General features: G+C 52.7%; 15 protein-coding genes. 11 read left to right on the forward strand and 4 right to left on the reverse strand.

Annotated features, from left to right (window positions below; all coding sequences use genetic code 11):
- Nucleotides 1-2: 2 nt before the first annotated feature.
- From leuC to leuL, 4 genes are all read right to left on the reverse strand, one after another.
- A complete protein-coding gene (gene leuC, locus M987_RS09320) occupies nucleotides 3-1,403 on the reverse strand; it encodes a 3-isopropylmalate dehydratase large subunit (RefSeq protein WP_014068885.1) in 1,401 nt (466 codons plus the stop codon).
- Between the two features lie 2 nt (nucleotides 1,404-1,405).
- Nucleotides 1,406-2,497: a 3-isopropylmalate dehydrogenase gene (gene leuB / locus M987_RS09325; RefSeq protein WP_014068886.1), complete on the reverse strand. Its 1,092-nt coding sequence runs from the start codon at nucleotides 2,495-2,497 to the stop codon at nucleotides 1,406-1,408.
- A complete protein-coding gene (gene leuA, locus M987_RS09330; protein ID WP_014068887.1) occupies nucleotides 2,497-4,068 on the reverse strand; it encodes a 2-isopropylmalate synthase in 1,572 nt (523 codons plus the stop codon). The genes leuB and leuA overlap by 1 nt, the downstream gene beginning before the upstream one ends.
- A gap of 91 nt (nucleotides 4,069-4,159) precedes the next feature.
- Nucleotides 4,160-4,246: a leu operon leader peptide gene (leuL, locus tag M987_RS25270; RefSeq protein ID WP_071530973.1), complete on the reverse strand. Its 87-nt coding sequence runs from the start codon at nucleotides 4,244-4,246 to the stop codon at nucleotides 4,160-4,162.
- 627 nt (nucleotides 4,247-4,873) lie between these two features.
- Here leuL and leuO point away from each other — a divergent pair.
- From leuO to mraY, 11 genes are all read left to right on the forward strand, one after another.
- Nucleotides 4,874-5,818 (forward strand): transcriptional regulator LeuO, encoded by a 945-nt coding sequence (leuO, locus tag M987_RS09335; RefSeq protein ID WP_064555849.1) that lies wholly within the window; start codon nucleotides 4,874-4,876, stop codon nucleotides 5,816-5,818.
- A 377-nt stretch (nucleotides 5,819-6,195) separates the two neighbouring features.
- Nucleotides 6,196-7,920, forward strand: a complete 1,725-nt coding sequence (gene ilvI, locus M987_RS09340; RefSeq protein WP_014068889.1) for an acetolactate synthase 3 large subunit — start codon at nucleotides 6,196-6,198, stop codon at nucleotides 7,918-7,920.
- Between the two features lies 1 nt (nucleotide 7,921).
- A complete protein-coding gene (gene ilvN / locus M987_RS09345; RefSeq protein WP_014068890.1) occupies nucleotides 7,922-8,413 on the forward strand; it encodes an acetolactate synthase small subunit in 492 nt (163 codons plus the stop codon).
- A 179-nt stretch (nucleotides 8,414-8,592) separates the two neighbouring features.
- Nucleotides 8,593-9,597 carry a catabolite repressor/activator gene (gene cra / locus M987_RS09350; protein ID WP_014068891.1) on the forward strand — a complete coding sequence of 335 codons (1,005 nt, stop codon included), beginning with the start codon at nucleotides 8,593-8,595 and terminating at the stop codon, nucleotides 9,595-9,597.
- 600 nt (nucleotides 9,598-10,197) lie between these two features.
- Nucleotides 10,198-10,656, forward strand: a complete 459-nt coding sequence (mraZ, locus tag M987_RS09355; RefSeq protein WP_041161997.1) for a division/cell wall cluster transcriptional repressor MraZ — start codon at nucleotides 10,198-10,200, stop codon at nucleotides 10,654-10,656.
- A 2-nt stretch (nucleotides 10,657-10,658) separates the two neighbouring features.
- Nucleotides 10,659-11,600: a 16S rRNA (cytosine(1402)-N(4))-methyltransferase RsmH gene (gene rsmH / locus M987_RS09360; protein ID WP_014068893.1), complete on the forward strand. Its 942-nt coding sequence runs from the start codon at nucleotides 10,659-10,661 to the stop codon at nucleotides 11,598-11,600.
- Nucleotides 11,597-11,962 carry a cell division protein FtsL gene (ftsL, locus tag M987_RS09365; protein ID WP_014068894.1) on the forward strand — a complete coding sequence of 122 codons (366 nt, stop codon included), beginning with the start codon at nucleotides 11,597-11,599 and terminating at the stop codon, nucleotides 11,960-11,962. Before rsmH ends, ftsL begins: the two co-directional genes overlap by 4 nt.
- A 15-nt stretch (nucleotides 11,963-11,977) precedes the next feature.
- The gene (locus tag M987_RS09370; RefSeq protein ID WP_014068895.1) at nucleotides 11,978-13,744 is read left to right on the forward strand and encodes a peptidoglycan glycosyltransferase FtsI; all 1,767 of its coding nucleotides are present in this window, start codon (nucleotides 11,978-11,980) and stop codon (nucleotides 13,742-13,744) included.
- The gene (gene murE / locus M987_RS09375) at nucleotides 13,731-15,218 is read left to right on the forward strand and encodes a UDP-N-acetylmuramoyl-L-alanyl-D-glutamate--2,6-diaminopimelate ligase (RefSeq protein WP_014068896.1); all 1,488 of its coding nucleotides are present in this window, start codon (nucleotides 13,731-13,733) and stop codon (nucleotides 15,216-15,218) included. The genes M987_RS09370 and murE overlap by 14 nt, the downstream gene beginning before the upstream one ends.
- Entirely contained in the window at nucleotides 15,215-16,573 is a 1,359-nt protein-coding gene (murF, locus tag M987_RS09380; protein WP_014068897.1) for a UDP-N-acetylmuramoyl-tripeptide--D-alanyl-D-alanine ligase, read from the forward strand. Before murE ends, murF begins: the two co-directional genes overlap by 4 nt.
- Nucleotides 16,567-17,649: a phospho-N-acetylmuramoyl-pentapeptide-transferase gene (gene mraY / locus M987_RS09385; RefSeq protein ID WP_008501985.1), complete on the forward strand. Its 1,083-nt coding sequence runs from the start codon at nucleotides 16,567-16,569 to the stop codon at nucleotides 17,647-17,649. Before murF ends, mraY begins: the two co-directional genes overlap by 7 nt.
- The last annotated feature ends 2 nt before the right edge of the window (nucleotides 17,650-17,651 follow it).

Below are 17,651 nucleotides of genomic sequence, written 5' to 3' on the forward strand. Positions count from 1 at the left end.
CCTTATTTCAGGCTGCGAATGTCGGCGAAATGGCCGGTAACTGCCGCAGCGGCGGCCATAGCCGGGCTGACCAGGTGGGTGCGCCCACCACGGCCCTGACGGCCTTCAAAGTTACGGTTACTGGTAGAAGCACAGCGCTCGCCCGGATTCAGACGGTCGTTGTTCATCGCCAGACACATGGAGCAGCCAGGCAAGCGCCACTCAAAACCGGCTTCGATAAAGATTTTATCCAGACCTTCTGCTTCTGCCTGTGCTTTAACCGGGCCAGAACCAGGCACAACCAGCGCCTGAACGCCTGGCGCGACTTTACGGCCTTTGGCAATCTCAGCGGCTGCACGCAAGTCTTCAATACGGGAGTTGGTGCAAGAGCCAATAAACACTTTGTCGATTGCAACGTCGGTCAACGGGACGCCGGGTTTCAGCCCCATGTAGGCCAGTGCTTTTTCTGCGCTGGCGCGCTCAACCGGGTCGGCGAATGATGCCGGGTCAGGGATAGTGTCATTGACGGAAATGACCTGGCCTGGGTTAGTTCCCCAGGTGACCTGCGGAGCAATGTCTTCTGCCTGGAGAGTTACAACCGTATCAAAGGTTGCACCATCGTCGGTGCTCAGGGTTTTCCAGTATTCAACGGCATTAGCAAAATCCTGATCTTTCGGTGCGTGCAAACGACCCTTCACATAGTTGAAGGTGGTTTCGTCAGGTGCGACCAGACCGGCTTTGGCACCCATCTCAATGGCCATGTTGCACAGGGTCATACGGCCTTCCATGCTTAACGCCTGGATAGCGTCGCCACAAAACTCGACAACGTGACCCGTGCCGCCCGCGCTACCGGTTTTACCGATAATGGCCAGTACGATGTCTTTGGCGGTAATGCCCGGCGCGGCTTTACCCTTCACTTCAATCTTCATGGTTTTGGCACGACCCTGTTTCAGGGTCTGCGTGGCCAGCACGTGTTCGACTTCAGACGTACCAATACCGAAGGCCAGTGCGCCGAACGCGCCGTGTGTCGCGGTATGGGAGTCGCCACAGACAATGGTCATCCCCGGCAAGGTGATGCCCTGCTCCGGCCCCATAACGTGCACAATGCCCTGATATGGGTGGTTCAGGTCATACAGCTCAACACCAAATTCGTTGCAGTTCTTAATCAGCTCCTGCATCTGGATACGCGCCATCTCACCCGACGCATTGATGTCTTTGGTCTGAGTGGAAACGTTATGATCCATGGTGGCGAAGGTTTTGCCTGGCTGGCGTACCGGGCGCTTGTGTGCACGCAAGCCGTCAAAGGCCTGCGGAGAGGTCACTTCGTGCACCAGATGACGGTCGATGTACAACAGTGGTGTTTCGTTGGCTGCCTCATAAACCACGTGGGCATCGAACAACTTTTCGTATAACGTCTTCGCCATGATTACACCCCTTCAGCGACATAGCGGGCAATGATATCGCCCATTTCATCGGTACTGACTGCCGCCGTGCCACGTGCTAAATCACCGGTACGGACGCCTTCTTCCAACGCACGGTTAATGGCATTTTCAATTGCCGTTGCGGCATCGCCCGCATCCAGGCTGTAACGCAGCAACAGTGCCAGCGACAGGATCTGCGCAATAGGGTTGGCAATGTTTTTACCTGCGATATCCGGTGCAGAGCCGCCAGCCGGTTCGTACAGACCAAACCCTTCTTCATTGAGGCTTGCGGAAGGCAACATCCCCATAGAGCCGGTGATCATCGCGCACTCATCCGACAGAATGTCGCCGAACAGGTTGGAGCACAGCAGCACATCAAACTGGGAAGGATCCTTGATCAGCTGCATGGTGGCGTTGTCGATGTACATGTGTGACAGCTCAACGTCCGGGTACTCTTTTGCGATTTCGCTGACGATTTCACGCCACAAAATAGAAGACTGCAACACGTTCGCTTTATCAATTGAGGTCACTTTATGACGGCGTTTGCGCGCAGACTCAAAAGCGATGTGGGCGATACGTTCGATTTCAAAGCGGTGATACACCTCGGTATCAAAGGCTTTCTCATGTTGACCGCTGCCTTCGCGGCCTTTCGGCTGACCAAAATAGATCCCGCCGGTCAGTTCACGCACGCACAGAATGTCGAAACCATTTGCGGCGATGTCTGCACGCAAGGGGCAGAATTCTTCCAGCCCCTGATACAGCTTCGCCGGACGCAGGTTACTGAACAGCTTAAAATGCTTACGCAGGGGCAGCAGTGCGCCACGCTCCGGCTGCTCTGCCGGTGGCAGGTGTTCCCATTTTGGGCCGCCAACGGAGCCGAACAGCACCGCATCTGCATTTTCGCAGCCTTCAACGGTGGCTTTCGGCAGTGGTGTGCCGTGGTTATCAATAGCAATGCCGCCGACATCGTAGTGGCTGGTGGTGATTTTCATCGCAAAACGCGAACGAACGGCTTCCAGTACTTTCAGCGCTTGTGCCATCACTTCCGGGCCAATTCCATCACCCGGTAACACAGCAATATGGTAATTCTTCGACATTACACGGTTTCCTTATTGTTCTCTTTATTCTGAGCTTTGCGTTGCAATTCTTTTTCGACTTCAGCGGCACGCCAGATGTTGTTCAGGACGTGAACCATTGCTTTTGCGGAGGATTCAACGATATCGGTCGCCAGACCTACACCATGGAAACGACGTCCGTTATGGGTGACAACGATATCCACCTGGCCCAGGGCATTTTTACCCTGACCTTTGGCCGTCAGGTCATATTTAACCAACTCGACGTCATACTCGGTGACGCGATTAATAGCCTGGTAAATGGCATCAACAGGCCCGTTACCGTTAGCCGCTTCGGCTTTGATTTCATCCCCGCAGGCCAGTTTGACGGAGGCTGTTGCGATGTCGCTGGAGCCGGACTGCACGCTGAAGTAATCCAGGCGGAAATGCTCAGGCTCTTCCTGCTGTTTGTTGATGAAAGCCAGTGCTTCCAGGTCGTAGTCGAATACCTGGCCTTTTTTGTCTGCCAGCTTCAGGAAGGCGTCATACAGCTGATCCATGTTGTAGTCGCTGTCTTTGTAACCCATCTCTTCCATGCGGTGTTTCACTGCCGCACGGCCAGAGCGGGAAGTCAGGTTCAGCTGTACCTGGTTCAGACCGATGGATTCCGGGGTCATGATTTCGTAGTTTTCGCGGTTCTTGATAACGCCATCCTGGTGAATACCGGAGGAGTGTGCGAACGCGCCCGTGCCCACAATCGCTTTGTTTGCCGGGATTGGCATGTTGCAAATCTGGCTGACGGTCTGGCTGGTGCGCCAGATTTCATTGTGATTAATGCGCGTGTTCACGTTCATGATGTCTTTGCGCACTTTAATCGCCATGATCACTTCTTCCAGTGAACAGTTACCCGCACGTTCGCCGATACCGTTCATTGCACCTTCTACCTGACGTGCACCGGCGTGGACGGCTGCAATGGCATTACCGACGGCCAGGCCCAAATCGTCATGGGTATGAACGGAGATAATCGCTTTGTCGATGTTTGGCACACGGTCATACAGGCCAGTGATGATGTTGGAGAACTCAAACGGCATGGTGTAGCCGACGGTGTCCGGGATGTTAATTGTTCTGGCACCGGCATTGATCGCCGCTTCAACCACACGCGCCAAATCTTCAATTGGCGTACGTCCAGCATCTTCACAGGAGAATTCCACATCGTCCGTGTAGTTGCGTGCACGTTTGACCATGTACACGGCGCGTTCGATGACTTCATCCAGCGTGCTGCGCAGCTTGGTGGCAATGTGCATTGGTGAGGTGGCAATAAAGGTATGAATACGGAAGGCTTCCGCCACTTTCAGCGATTCGGCAGCCACGTCGATATCTTTCTCAACGCAGCGCGCCAGGCCACACACACGGCTGTTTTTGATGGTGCGTGCGATGGTTTGTACAGATTCGAAATCACCCGGAGAAGAGACAGGGAAACCGACCTCCATAACGTCAACACCCATACGTTCGAGGGCCAGTGCAATCTGGAGTTTTTCTTTTACACTCAGGCTTGCCTGCAATGCCTGTTCACCGTCACGCAAAGTTGTATCGAAAATAATGACTTGCTGGCTCATGGGTTAGGTCCTTGTCTGTCTTAGGGCGCCTTGCTACGAGCATAAAAAAACCCGCGCAGTGGCGCGGGTTTCTTGTATTACTGGTGACGATTCAACGCTGAATTTCGCCCGCCAGTCTACCGCGCACAGTGGATGCGTTTAGTAGTAGTAGACCGGTGAAACGAATGGTGCGAATCATGAATCGTGCTCCAGATAAAATCGATATGCTTTTAGTGGTACTGGATACGACGATTCATGTCAACCCCTGGCAGGGAAAAAGGGGAGCAACCCGGGTGAAAAAGAGAATGTTAACTTTAGCTTATTGTGCTGGTTTTCGCTTTTGTGACCAGGTTTATTGTCTTATTTTGGACTGGATATTCACTTGACGAATGATTTAATAATACTTAGTAGCAATTAAAAATATCATTTATTTAACCAAGCGTTAAGTATAAATTCTTTTCATTTCACTGGGTTAGGAGGTTTTTCGATACTGGTATTTAGCCTGATGATCACAGTTTGTTAATTGTTTTTTATTTGGGGTGGTTAATAGTTTAATAATACTTAAGTCATCATTAACCGGAGAGGTGATTGTTTATTGGTGTGGTTTATGGTTTCATTTCAACCCTAATGTCATTCATATCATTTGAACTGATTTTAATCTCATCAGAACAAGAATCTCACTGTATTTATTTTGAGGTGTGCTCTTTATGTATTCTGAATTTTAAATATTTCTCTTTCTCTGGTTCTATATGCATGGTAAATCATATTTCACGATGTTCTTGCAACATTCTGATTAAAGGATATTGGCGTGACAGTGGAGTTAAAAGTGTCAAAAAATAATATTAAACAATCTCAAATTACTGATGGGATGAAACCCCAGTTACGCACAGTTGATCTCAATCTGTTAACCGTATTTGATGCGGTGATGCAGGAGCAGAATATCACTCGGGCCGCACACTCTTTGGGTATGTCTCAGCCTGCGGTAAGTAATGCGGTATCCAGACTTAAGGCGATGTTTAACGATGAGCTTTTTGTTCGCTATGGGAGGGGAATTCAACCTACCGCGCGAGCATACCAGCTGTTTGGCTCTATTCGTCAGGCACTCCAGTTAGTACAGAATGAGCTGCCTGGTTCTGGGTTTGAACCCTTGAGCAGCGAACGCGTTTTCCACCTTTGCGTGTGTAGTCCGTTAGATAATTATTTGACATCGATGATATACAATAAAGTTGAAGAGATTGCTCCCAATATTCAACTGGTGTTTAAATCATCGCTGAATCAAAACACCGAGCATCAGTTGCGTTATCAGGAAACTGAGTTTGTTCTGGGCTATGAAGAATTCCGCCGCCCTGAGTTTTCCTGTATTTCGCTGTTTAAAGATGAAATGGTGTTGGTGGTCAGTAAAAAACATCCCCGGATGAATTCACCGTTACGTGAAGCGGATGTTTATAGTGAACAGCACGCGGTTGTTTCCCTGGACAGATATGCCTCTTTTAGTCTGCCGTGGTATGACACTGTTGATAAACAAGCATGTGTGGCCTATCAGGGAATGGCGATGGTAAGCGTTTTAAATATCGTCTCCCAGACACAGTTGGTTGCTATTGCGCCGCGTTGGTTAGCAGAGGAATTTTCAGAGCAGCTTGATCTCCAGATTCTGCCATTGCCGCTGAAGTTAAATAGCCGTACTTGCTATCTTTCATGGCACGAAGCTGCTGGTCGGGATAAAGGTCATCAGTGGATGGAAGAGCTGCTTATCCGCGTTTGTCACCGATAATCTCATCGGGATAAATCATCCAGTTTTAGATGAATTATCCCGAGTTTCTTCATTTTCATGAAGTTTTATTCTGCTCGATTTTTTTCTGTGTGCCGTTACGTCCTCAAAAATAGATGAATTCCTGATTCTGCTCATTTTTAAACGATGATTAAGTATCGTGTTCACTTATTCCAGATGAATTCACCATATCCTCTCGTAATGCCTGTTTTTTCTGCTTTAATCTCCATTTGAGGCCCTCGGTTTGCTAATTGCCTGCCTCATAGCGAGCGGTTAAGGTAAATGACACTCTGCAAAATATAAGATTGGGTTAGCCCAGTCAGAAGACGGCGCGGAAATGAATTCTGCGGTCTGTCTATAACAAAGCCTGGAGGCAAAGCATGGAGATGTTGTCTGGCGCGGAAATGGTTGTCCGATCGCTTATCGATCAGGGCGTGAAGCAAGTATTCGGCTATCCTGGGGGCGCAGTCCTCGATATTTATGATGCGCTGCATACCGTGGGGGGCATTGACCATGTGCTGGTACGCCATGAACAGGCCGCCGTGCATATGGCTGATGGGCTGGCCCGCGCAACCGGTGAAGTGGGCGTTGTGCTGGTGACGTCTGGCCCTGGAGCGACCAACGCTATCACCGGTATTGCCACTGCGTATATGGATTCTATCCCGCTGGTGATCCTCTCCGGGCAAGTTGCTACCTCGCTGATTGGTTATGATGCCTTCCAGGAATGCGACATGGTGGGGATCTCCCGTCCTGTTGTTAAGCACAGTTTCCTGGTTAAACAGACCGAAGACATCCCCGGAGTGCTGAAAAAAGCGTTCTGGCTGGCGTCAAGCGGTCGCCCTGGCCCGGTTGTTGTCGACCTGCCAAAAGATATCCTGAACCCGGCAAACAAGCTGCCTTATGTCTGGCCGGACTCGGTTAGTATGCGTTCCTACAACCCCACTACTCAGGGGCACAAAGGGCAGATTAAACGTGCATTACAGACGCTGCTTGCTGCGAAAAAGCCGGTTGTCTATGTCGGTGGCGGCGCGGTCAACGCTGCCTGTGAAGAGCAGCTTCGTACGTTGATCGAGACGCTGAACCTCCCGGTAGCCTCTTCTTTGATGGGGCTGGGGGCGTTCCCTGCGACGCACCGTCAGGCGCTCGGCATGTTGGGGATGCATGGTACGTATGAAGCCAACATGACGATGCATAATTCGGATGTCATCTTCGCCGTTGGCGTACGTTTTGACGATCGAACAACGAATAACCTGGCAAAATATTGTCCTGATGCAACCGTGCTGCATATTGATATTGACCCAACATCTATCTCTAAAACGGTGCCGGCAGATGTGCCGATTGTGGGCGATGCGCGTCAGGTTCTGGAACAAATGCTGGAGCTGCTGGCACAAGAAACGGCTTCGCAACCCCTCGATGACATTCGCGACTGGTGGCAGCAAATTGAACGGTGGCGTGCGCGTCAGTGCCTGAAGTACGACACGCACAGTGAGAACATCAAGCCGCAGGCCGTCATTGAAGCGATTTGGCGACTCACGAAAGGCGAAGCGTATGTGACGTCAGACGTTGGTCAGCACCAGATGTTTGCTGCGCTTTACTACCCGTTTGATAAACCGCGCCACTGGATAAACTCAGGCGGTTTGGGGACGATGGGCTTTGGCCTGCCAGCCGCGCTGGGGGTGAAACTGGCGCTGCCAAATGAAACCGTCATTTGCGTAACGGGCGATGGCAGTATCCAGATGAACATTCAGGAGCTCTCCACCGCCCTGCAATATGAGCTTCCTGTTCTGGTGCTGAATCTTAACAACGGTTATCTCGGCATGGTGAAACAGTGGCAGGATATGATCTATTCTGGTCGCCACTCTCAGTCGTACATGACCTCGCTGCCGGACTTTGTTCGCCTGGCTGAGGCTTACGGCCATGTGGGAATACGGGTGTCCGATCCGGCAGAGCTGGAAACGAAACTCGGCGAAGCGCTTGAGCACGTGAAAAACAACCGCCTTGTTTTTGTGGATGTCATTGTGGACGGTGCAGAGCACGTTTACCCGATGCATATTCGCGGTGGCGGTATGGACGAAATGTGGTTAAGCAAAACGGAGAGAACCTGATATGCGCCGGATATTATCTGTATTACTGGAAAACGAGTCGGGCGCATTGTCTCGCGTCATTGGGCTGTTTGCTCAGCGCGGCTATAACATTGAAAGCCTTACCGTTGCGCCAACCGACGATCCCACGCTTTCACGCATGACGATCCAGACCGTTGGCGATGCCAAAGTTCTGGAGCAGATCGAAAAGCAGCTGCATAAGCTGGTTGATGTGCTGCGGGTCAGCGAGCTGGGGCAGGGTGCCTATGTTGAACGTGAAGTGATGCTAGTGAAAATTCAGGCCAGCGGCTACGGGCGTGAAGAGGTCAAACGCAATACAGACATCTTCCGTGGGCAAATTATTGATGTAACGCCTTCTATATATACGGTTCAGCTTGCAGGAACGAGCGATAAACTGGATGCTTTCCTGGCGTCCGTTCGCGATGTAGCAAAAATTGTTGAGGTAGCGCGCTCAGGCATCGTGGGACTTTCCCGCGGCGAGAAAATCATGCGCTAGTTGTCAAAAAGGTTCGCCTCTTTCTGCCCGGTCACCAAAGCCGGGCTTTTTTTTGCGTAATCGACCGCCAACGCAGATAAAAGCGGTTGCCGCGAGGGCTATTCTGCGTTTAGATGTTAAAAGATTTAACCATAACCTTGACAGGGCCATGGACTCTTTTCTTTTTTTAAGGGGCAATTGTGAAACTGGATGAAATCGCCCGGCTAGCCGGCGTGTCACGAACTACGGCGAGCTATGTGATTAACGGTAAAGCAAAGCAGTACCGTGTCAGCGATAAGACCGTTGAAAAAGTTATGGCGGTGGTTCGTGAACATAACTACCATCCGAATGCTGTCGCAGCCGGCTTACGCGCCGGGCGCACCCGCTCTATTGGCCTGGTGATCCCAGACCTGGAAAACACCAGCTATACCCGTATTGCCAACTACCTTGAACGCCAGGCGCGTCAGCGTGGTTATCAGTTGTTGATCGCCTGCTCGGAAGATCAGCCAGACAACGAGATGCGTTGCATTGAACACCTGCTGCAACGCCAGGTAGATGCGATCATCGTCTCAACCTCTTTACCGCCAGAGCATCCGTTCTATCAACGCTGGGCAAATGATCCGTTCCCTATCGTCGCGCTTGACCGTGCGCTTGACCGGGAACACTTCACCAGCGTCGTGGGGGCCGACCAGGACGATGCAGAAATGCTGGCAGCTGAGCTGCGCACCTTCCCGGCCGAAACCGTACTGTACCTGGGAGCCTTACCTGAGCTTTCCGTGAGCTTCCTGCGTGAGCAGGGGTTCCGCACGGCCTGGAAAGATGACCCTCGTGAGGTGCATTACCTCTATGCCAACAGTTATGAACGTGAAGCGGCAGCCCAGTTATTCGAAAAATGGCTCGAAACGCACCCGATGCCGCAGGCGCTGTTCACCACTTCGTTTGCGCTGTTGCAGGGCGTAATGGACGTGACCTTGCGTCGTGATGGAAAGCTGCCTTCTGATCTGGCGATTGCGACGTTTGGTGATAACGAGCTGCTCGACTTCCTTCAGTGTCCTGTTCTGGCGGTGGCTCAGCGCCACCGCGATGTGGCAGAGCGCGTGCTTGAGATAGTCCTGGCAAGCCTTGATGAGCCACGTAAGCCGAAACCGGGTCTGTCCCGAATCAAACGTAATCTCTATCGTCGTGGAATTCTGAGCCGTCATTAATGAATTAGCCGGGCCGTGAAAACGGCCCTTTTTTGACAAATTAATGAGAAGAATAATTCCCGGATAAAATTTAGGATAATTCCTTAGGAATCATAGCCTGCTATTTTTCTTAATTCGTTTTGGCTTTTAAATTGCCTTTAAAAGAACATTTTTAGACTTTTTAAATGCTGACTTTGTATTATTTTGTTACAAAGGTCATTCAGGCGATGAATTATCAGACGTTTTTCCAGCCTGCCCACCAGCGCGTAAGCCTGCCTGCGCGCCCGCATGACATCTTGATGAATCTGGCGCTGTTATCCCCTGAGAATATGTCTTAAAATGCTGCCCGCGTCGCAAACTGACACTTTATATTTCCCTGCGATGATATTGAGTGATTTTTAACGCTAGTGTGCATATTCGGTTTTTTTCTTACAAATATTCATGACGTTAATTTTGCCTCGCCAGTTGTTCAGTTATTAATCAGGTCGGGATATATCTGCAAATCGAGGGCTTTCGGGTCCATATAGCGATAGTCCTGGCTTGACAAGCTTTTCCCTCGCTCCGTAAACTCCTTTAGGTGGGAATTTGTGGGTTAAAGTGGTGAGGAGGGGTGAGGCTGGCATGTTCCGTGGAGCAACGTTAGTCAATCTCGACAGCAAAGGGCGTTTATCGGTTCCAACACGATACCGCGATCGGCTGATTGAGAACGCTTCAGGTCAAATGGTTTGCACCATTGACATCAACCACCCCTGCCTGCTGCTTTACCCCTTGCCTGAATGGGAAATTATTGAGCAAAAGCTGTCGCGACTGTCGAGCATGAACCCGCAGGAACGCCGTGTGCAGCGGCTGTTATTGGGACATGCCAGTGAGTGTCAGATGGATAACGCGGGGCGATTACTGATTGCGCCTGTGTTGCGGCAACATGCCGGTCTGACAAAAGAAGTGATGCTGGTCGGCCAGTTCAACAAGTTTGAACTGTGGGATGAAACGACCTGGTATCAACAGGTCAAGGAAGATATCGACGCTGAGCAATCTGATTCCGCAACCTTGTCGGAACGATTGCAGGACTTGTCTCTATAAATATGATGGAAAATTATAAACATACAACGGTGTTGCTGGATGAGGCCGTTAATGGCCTGAACATTCGTCCGGATGGCATCTACATTGATGGCACTTTTGGTCGCGGTGGTCACTCGCGTTTGATCCTCTCCCAACTTGGAGCGGAAGGACGCCTGCTGGCAATCGATCGCGATCCGCAGGCGATTGCCGTTGCGCAAACCATCGATGACCCTCGCTTTTCCATCGTGCATGGACCTTTCTCTGCGCTGGCTGATTACGTGGCCGAGCGCGGATTGACGGGCAAGATCGACGGAATTCTTCTCGATCTTGGCGTTTCTTCACCTCAACTTGATGACGCAGAGCGTGGCTTCTCCTTTATGCGTGATGGCCCGCTGGACATGCGCATGGACCCGACTCGCGGTCAATCTGCTGCTGAATGGCTACAAACTGCTGACGAAGCGGATATCGCCTGGGTGATAAAAACCTTCGGTGAAGAGCGTTTTGGCAAACGTATTGCGCGCGCCATCGTTGAGCGTAACCGTATAGAACCAATGACCCGCACCAAAGAGCTGGCAGAAGTCATCGCCGCGGCCACTCCGGTGAAGGACAAACACAAACATCCCGCGACCCGTACCTTCCAGGCGGTTCGCATCTGGGTAAACAGTGAACTGGAGGAAATAGAGCTGGCGCTAAAAAGCTCGCTCGACGTGCTGGCCCCAGGTGGGCGGTTATCTATCATCAGCTTCCATTCGCTGGAAGACCGCATTGTGAAGCGCTTTATGCGTGAACAAAGTCGCGGTCCACAAGTTCCAGCGGGCCTGCCGATGACGGAAGAACAACTCAGGAAACTGGGTGGCCGTCAGTTGCGAGCATTAGGCAAGTTGATGCCGGGCGAAGAAGAGGTGGCAGAGAATCCACGTGCCCGTAGTTCAGTGCTGCGTGTTGCAGAGAGGACGAACGCATGATCAGCAGAGTGACAGAGACCCTAAGCAAAGTTAAGGGATCGTTAGGAAGCAACGAGCGCCATGCCTTGCCTGGTGTGATCGGCGACGATCTTTTGCGGTTTGGGAAGCTGCCACTCTGCTTGTTCATTTGCATCATCGTGACGGCAGTAACGGTGGTCACAACGGCCCACCATACCCGTTTATTAACGGCGCAACGCGAGCAGATGGTACTGGAACGCGATGCGCTTGATATTGAATGGCGAAATCTGATCCTTGAAGAAAACGCGCTCGGCGATCACAGCCGGGTTGAACGGATCGCAACGGAAAAGCTGCAATTGCAGCATGTTGATCCTTCTCAGGAAAATATCGTAGTACAAAAATAAGGGAAAACGCGACGCATGAGAGTAGCGGCAAAAACGCAAAAACCAAAACGTCAGGAAGAGCAGGCCAACTTTATCAGTTGGCGTTTTGCGTTGCTGTGCGGCTGCATTTTACTGGCGCTGACTTTCCTGCTGGGGCGTGTCGCCTGGCTGCAAATCGTCGCGCCTGACATGCTGGTGCGTCAGGGGGATATGCGTTCCCTGCGCGTACAGGAAGTCTCGACTTCTCGTGGGATGATCACCGATCGCTCTGGCCGTCCGCTGGCGGTGAGCGTACCGGTTAAAGCTATCTGGGCCGATCCTAAAGAGCTTCATGACGCGGGCGGGATCACGCTCGATAACCGCTGGAAAGCACTTTCAGATGCCCTGAAAATGCCGCTGGACCAGCTGGCGTCGCGTGTTAACGCCAACCCGAAAGGGCGCTTTATCTATCTGGCGCGTCAGGTGAACCCTGATATGGCCGACTACATCAGAAAACTGAAGCTTCCGGGGATCCATCTGCGTGAAGAATCACGTCGTTATTATCCTTCCGGCGAAGTAACCGCTCACCTCATCGGCTTCACTAACGTTGATAGCCAGGGTATCGAGGGCGTAGAGAAAAGCTTTGATAAATGGCTAACCGGCCAGCCTGGCGAGCGTATTGTGCGTAAAGACCGCTACGGCCGCGTTATTGAAGACATCTCTTCAACGGACAGCCAGGCGGCGCACAACCTTGCGCTGAGTATTGATGAGCGCTTGCAGGCGCTGGTCTATCGCGAACTGAACAACGCTGTGGCTTTCAACAAAGCGGAATCAGGAAGCGCCGTGCTGGTGGATGTGAGCACGGGTGAAGTCCTGGCGATGGCGAATAGCCCGTCCTATAACCCGAACAACTTTACGGGCACCGCGAAAGACGCGATGCGTAACCGGGCGATCACGGACGTGTTCGAACCTGGTTCAACAGTCAAACCCATGGTAGTGATGACTGCGCTCCAGCGCGGCATCGTGAATGAAAGTACGGTTCTGAATACGATCCCTTACCGAATTAACGGTCACGAAATCAAAGACGTGGCGCGTTACAGCGAATTGACCTTGACCGGGGTTTTGCAGAAGTCGAGTAACGTCGGTGTTTCAAAACTGGCGTTAGCGATGCCGTCCTCAGCGTTAGTAGAGACTTACTCACGTTTTGGGCTAGGAAAGGCGACCAATTTGGGGTTGGTCGGAGAACGCAGTGGCTTATATCCTCAAAAACAACGGTGGTCTGACATAGAGAGGGCCACCTTCTCTTTCGGCTACGGGCTAATGGTAACTCCGTTACAGCTAGCGCGAGTCTACGCAACGATTGGCAGCTATGGCGTTTATCGTCCGCTGTCGATTACCAAAGTTGATCCACCGGTTCCGGGAGAGCGTATCTTCCCGGAATCTATCGTTCGTACCGTTGTTCACATGATGGAAAGCGTGGCACTGCCTGGTGGCGGTGGCGTGAAGGCGGCGATTAAAGGCTATCGCATCGCCATTAAAACCGGTACGGCGAAAAAAGTCGGGCCAGACGGCCGCTATATCAACAAATACATTGCCTATACCGCAGGCGTTGCGCCTGCAAGCAATCCGCGTTTTGCGCTGGTGGTCGTCATTAACGATCCACAGGCGGGTAAATACTACGGCGGCGCCGTCTCCGCGCCTGTGTTCGGGGCTATCATGGGCGGCGTTTTACGCACCATGAACGTTGAACCGGATGCGCTGGCGACGGGCGAAAAAAGTGAATTTGTAATTAATCAAGGCGAGGGTACAGGTGGCAGATCGTAATTTGCGCGACCTTCTCGCTCCGTGGGTGCCAAATGCACCGGAGCGAGCACTGCGGGAGATGGTACTGGACAGCCGTATGGCTGCTTCTGGCGATCTTTTTGTAGCGGTGGTCGGTCATCAGGCGGACGGGCGTCGATATATCCCGCAGGCGATTGCGCAAGGTGTAGCTGCCATTATTGCTGAGGCGAAAGATGAAGCAACCGACGGTGAAATCCGTGAAATGCATGGCGTGCCGGTCATCTATCTCAGCCAGTTAAGCGAACGCCTTTCCGCACTGGCGGGGCGTTTCTATCATGAACCTTCTGACCAGTTACGCCTGATTGGCGTGACCGGGACCAACGGTAAAACCACGACCACGCAGTTAATGGCGCAGTGGGCGCAGCTGCTGGGTGAAACCAGTGCGGTGATGGGGACCGTGGGCAATGGCCTGCTGGGCAAAGTGAACCCAACGGAAAATACCACAGGTTCTGCGGTAGACGTGCAGCATGTGCTGGCGGGTCTGGCAGGGCAGGGTGCAACGTTTGCCGCAATGGAAGTCTCCTCACACGGGCTGGTACAGCACCGCGTAGCGGCACTGAGGTTTGCAGCTTCCGTGTTTACTAACCTGAGCCGTGACCACCTCGACTATCACGGTGATATGGAGCATTACGAAGCGGCAAAATGGCTGCTCTACTCCACGCATCACTGCGGACAGGCAATCATCAACGCCGACGACGAAGTGGGCCGCCGCTGGCTGGCTAAGCTGCCGGATGCGGTTGCGGTCTCCATGGAAGATCATATTAACCCTAACTGTCACGGCCGCTGGCTGAAGGCGGTTGAGGTGAACTATCACGACAGCGGGGCCACCATTCGCTTTAGCTCTTCATGGGGTGACGGCGAGATTGAAAGCCGCCTGATGGGGGCGTTTAACGTCAGCAACCTGTTGCTGGCACTGGCAACGTTACTGGCGCTGGGCTATCCGATGGCTGAGCTGCTGAAAACTGCTGAGCGCCTGCAACCGGTTTGCGGCCGAATGGAAGTGTTCAGCGCGCCAGGTAAACCGACCGTGGTGGTGGATTACGCTCATACGCCGGATGCACTGGAAAAAGCGCTGGAAGCGGCCCGTCTGCACTGTGCCGGTAAACTCTGGTGTGTCTTTGGCTGCGGCGGCGATCGCGATAAAGGCAAACGTCCGCTGATGGGCGCCATTGCTGAACAGTTCGCGGATATTCCGGTTGTGACCGATGACAACCCGCGGACTGAAGAGCCGCGCGCCATCATCAATGACATTCTGGCAGGAATGCTGGACGCAGGCCGTGCGCGTGTTGTTGAAGGCCGTGCCGAAGCAGTGACGAATACCATTATGCAGGCCCAGGAGAACGACGTGGTTCTGCTGGCCGGTAAAGGCCATGAAGATTATCAGATTGTCGGGGCTCGCCGTCTGGATTATTCAGACCGCGTGACCGCAGCACGTCTGCTGGGAGTGGTGGCATGATTAGCATAACGCTAAGCCAGGCCGCTCAGGTCTTACAAGGGACGCTGCATGGTCAGGATCTGACCATTGACGCTGTGACAACGGATACCCGCAAGGTCACTTCAGGCTGCCTGTTCGTCGCGCTGAAAGGCGAACGTTTTGACGCGCACGACTTTGCCGGACAGGCAAAAGAGAGCGGGGCAGGCGCGCTGCTGGTGAGCCGCAAACTGGATACCGATCTGCCGCAGATTGTGGTGGCTGATACGCGTCTGGCATTTGGCGAACTGGCAGCATGGGTTCGCCAGCAGGTCCCGGCCCGCATCGTGGCGCTGACCGGCTCATCTGGCAAAACGTCAGTAAAAGAGATGACGGCTGCCATTCTGAGCCAGTGCGGCAACACACTTTATACGGCAGGCAATCTAAATAATGACATTGGTGTGCCGATGACATTACTTCGCCTGACCAAAGAGCATGAATTTGCCGTTATCGAGTTAGGGGCAAACCACCAGGGTGAAATCGCCTGGACCGTGAGTTTGACTCGCCCGGAAGCCGCGCTGGTAAACAACCTGGCGGCTGCGCACCTGGAAGGCTTTGGCTCTCTGGAAGGTGTCGCGAAAGCGAAAGGCGAGATCTACACCGGTCTGCCGGCTGACGGCATTGCCATTATGAATGCCGACAACAATGACTGGCTGAACTGGCAGAGCATTATTGGTTCACGTAAAACCTGGCGCTTCTCACCGAATGCGGCCAACAGTGATTTTACCGCAACCAATATCCATGTGACGTCGCATGGTACGGAGTTCACTCTCAATACCCCTACGGGTGGCATTGAAGTGCTGCTGACGTTGCCGGGCCGCCATAACATCGCTAATGCGCTTGCGGCTGCCGCGTTGTCTACGGCGGTGGGTGCGACTCACGAAGCGATTAAAACCGGGCTGGCTGATCTGAAAGCCGTGCCGGGGCGTCTGTTCCCTGTCCAGTTGGCTGAAAACAAACTGCTGCTGGATGACTCGTACAACGCGAACGTGGGTTCGATGACTGCAGCGGTACAGGTGCTGTCAGAGATGCCGGGCTATCGCGTCATGGTTGTTGGCGATATGGCTGAGCTGGGTGATGAAAGTGAAGCCTGCCATATTCAGGTGGGTGAAGCGGCGAAAGCGGCTGGCATTGATTGTGTGTTGAGCGCAGGAAAACTGAGCCAGGCGATTAGCCATGCCAGTGGCGTCGGTGAACATTTTGCCGATAAAGCGCCGCTGATTGAACGTCTTAAATCGTTGATTGCAGAAAAACAAATTGTGACAGTGCTTGTGAAAGGTTCACGTAGTGCCGCCATGGAAGAGGTTGTGCACGCATTACAGGAGAACGGAACATGTTAGTTTGGCTGGCCGAACATTTGGTCAAATATTATTCAGGCTTTAACGTCTTTTCCTATCTGACGTTTCGCGCCATTGTCAGCCTGCTGACCGCGCTGTTCATCTCATTGTGGATGGGCCCGCGCATGATTGCCCGTTTACAAAAACTCTCTTTCGGCCAGGTTGTCCGTAACGATGGTCCGGAGTCGCACTTTAGCAAGCGTGGCACCCCGACCATGGGCGGGATTATGATCCTGACAGCCATTGTCGTTTCGGTATTGCTGTGGGCGTACCCGTCTAACCCGTATGTGTGGTGTGTACTGACCGTGCTGGTCGGGTACGGGATCATCGGCTTTGTTGATGACTACCGCAAAGTGGTGCGTAAAGACACTAAAGGCCTGATCGCCCGCTGGAAGTACTTCTGGATGTCGGTGATTGCGCTGGGCGTGGCCTTTGCGCTGTACCTGGCAGGAAAAGACACGCCAGCCACTGAGCTGGTTGTTCCGTTCTTTAAAGACGTGATGCCGCAGCTGGGCCTGTTCTACATCCTGCTGGCGTACTTCGTGATTGTGGGCACCGGTAACGCCGTTAACCTGACCGATGGCCTGGACGGCCTGGCCATTATGCCAACCGTCTTCGTGGCTGCTGGTTTCGCGCTGGTGGCGTGGGCGACCGGGAACATGAATTTTGCTAACTACCTGCACATTCCTTACCTGCGTCATGCGGGTGAGCTGGTGATCGTCTGTACGGCGATTGTCGGGGCGGGTCTGGGCTTCTTGTGGTTTAACACTTACCCGGCTCAGGTCTTTATGGGTGATGTCGGTTCTCTGGCGTTGGGCGGTGCTCTGGGTATTATTGCCGTGCTGCTGCGTCAGGAGTTCCTGCTGGTGATTATGGGCGGCGTGTTTGTGGTTGAAACCCTGTCGGTGATTTTGCAGGTCGGTTCGTTCAAGCTGCGCGGTCAGCGCATCTTCCGTATGGCACCGATCCACCACCACTATGAACTGAAAGGCTGGCCAGAGCCGCGCGTCATTGTGCGCTTCTGGATTATTTCGCTGATGCTGGTGCTGATTGGCCTGGCAACGCTGAAGGTACGTTAATC

It is taken from the genome of Enterobacter soli ATCC BAA-2102, assembly GCF_001654845.1.
In the GTDB taxonomy this organism is placed as follows: Bacteria; Pseudomonadota; Gammaproteobacteria; order Enterobacterales; family Enterobacteriaceae; genus Enterobacter; species Enterobacter soli.

Bases quoted from the DNA above. Each gene is read 5' to 3' on its own strand.
- leuC (WP_014068885.1), bottom strand. From the start codon at position 1,403: ATGGCGAAGACGTTATACGAAAAGTTGTTCGATGCCCACGTGGTTTAT.
- leuB (WP_014068886.1), bottom strand. From the start codon at position 2,497: ATGTCGAAGAATTACCATATTGCTGTGTTACCGGGTGATGGAATTGGC.
- leuA (WP_014068887.1), bottom strand. From the start codon at position 4,068: ATGAGCCAGCAAGTCATTATTTTCGATACAACTTTGCGTGACGGTGAA.
- leuL (WP_071530973.1), bottom strand. From the start codon at position 4,246: ATGATTCGCACCATTCGTTTCACCGGTCTACTACTACTAAACGCATCC.
- ilvI (WP_014068889.1), top strand. From the start codon at position 6,196: ATGGAGATGTTGTCTGGCGCGGAAATGGTTGTCCGATCGCTTATCGAT.
- ilvN (WP_014068890.1), top strand. From the start codon at position 7,922: ATGCGCCGGATATTATCTGTATTACTGGAAAACGAGTCGGGCGCATTG.
- mraZ (WP_041161997.1), top strand. From the start codon at position 10,198: ATGTTCCGTGGAGCAACGTTAGTCAATCTCGACAGCAAAGGGCGTTTA.
- rsmH (WP_014068893.1), top strand. From the start codon at position 10,659: ATGATGGAAAATTATAAACATACAACGGTGTTGCTGGATGAGGCCGTT.
- ftsL (WP_014068894.1), top strand. From the start codon at position 11,597: ATGATCAGCAGAGTGACAGAGACCCTAAGCAAAGTTAAGGGATCGTTA.
- M987_RS09370 (WP_014068895.1), top strand. From the start codon at position 11,978: ATGAGAGTAGCGGCAAAAACGCAAAAACCAAAACGTCAGGAAGAGCAG.
- murF (WP_014068897.1), top strand. From the start codon at position 15,215: ATGATTAGCATAACGCTAAGCCAGGCCGCTCAGGTCTTACAAGGGACG.
- mraY (WP_008501985.1), top strand. From the start codon at position 16,567: ATGTTAGTTTGGCTGGCCGAACATTTGGTCAAATATTATTCAGGCTTT.